This window comes from Paenisporosarcina sp. P4_D4, assembly GCF_056401835.1.
On sequence record NZ_JBFUIO010000391.1, the window covers coordinates 1 to 738 of the forward strand.

General features: G+C 34.7%; 1 protein-coding gene and 1 pseudogene. Both read left to right on the top strand.

The features are described from left to right. Positions 1-94 (top strand): annotated as a pseudogene (locus tag AC1DSL_RS19050) (EamA family transporter); the annotation flags it as partial. A gap of 366 nt (positions 95-460) precedes the next feature. Next, the coding region (locus AC1DSL_RS19055) for a DUF3231 family protein (protein WP_477533451.1) at positions 461-738 on the top strand (278 nt) is incomplete at its 3' end.

Genomic DNA, 738 nt, shown 5'->3' on the forward strand with positions numbered 1-738 from the left:
GCTTATTTTAGGCGAGAACATAGGTGTAACGTTTTGGATAGGATCTATCCTAATTCTCACTGGTGTTTTATTCGTTATTAACGAGAAAAATTAGTATTACAAAACCCCTTCAACATTATTTGAAGGGGTTTTGCATGTTAGAAACTAATCTTCCTTATTGGCCTCGTTAGTTGAACAAGAAATGCATTACTCTTTTTGATGTAAAGCATCCGTTAGCTGAACCTGATTATTTACTTCATTTGCTCGATTAAGATGTAAGTGATACATCGCTTGTTGCACTTCTTCTCCACATTCCTCTCTACATACGTTTTCAAAAGTTAATTTTCCACATTCATCTATGACTGAATTACGAATTTAACTTTACTATTTCTTAAATTTCCCATACAAAATGAATAATCTTTTATACTCCGCACATCCTAGTCCTTGTATGAAAAATTATGAATTGTTAGGGAGTGCAATTATGGGAATACTAACTGGAAACCCAAAAGATGAACCATTACATTATGGTGAAGTGTTTGGCCTTTGGACAAATTTAGCAACAAACAATGGATTGATTGCTGCATATCAAACGTTTATTAATCACACTGGTGACGAAGATTTACAAAAACTAATTGAAGAATTGATTTACGCTATGAAAGACGAAAATAAGCAATTAGAAAAGATATTAAAAGTAAATGGCGTCGGGCTTCCTCCTGCACCGCCTGAACGTCCGGAAGCAAGATTAGAGGACATTCCGGT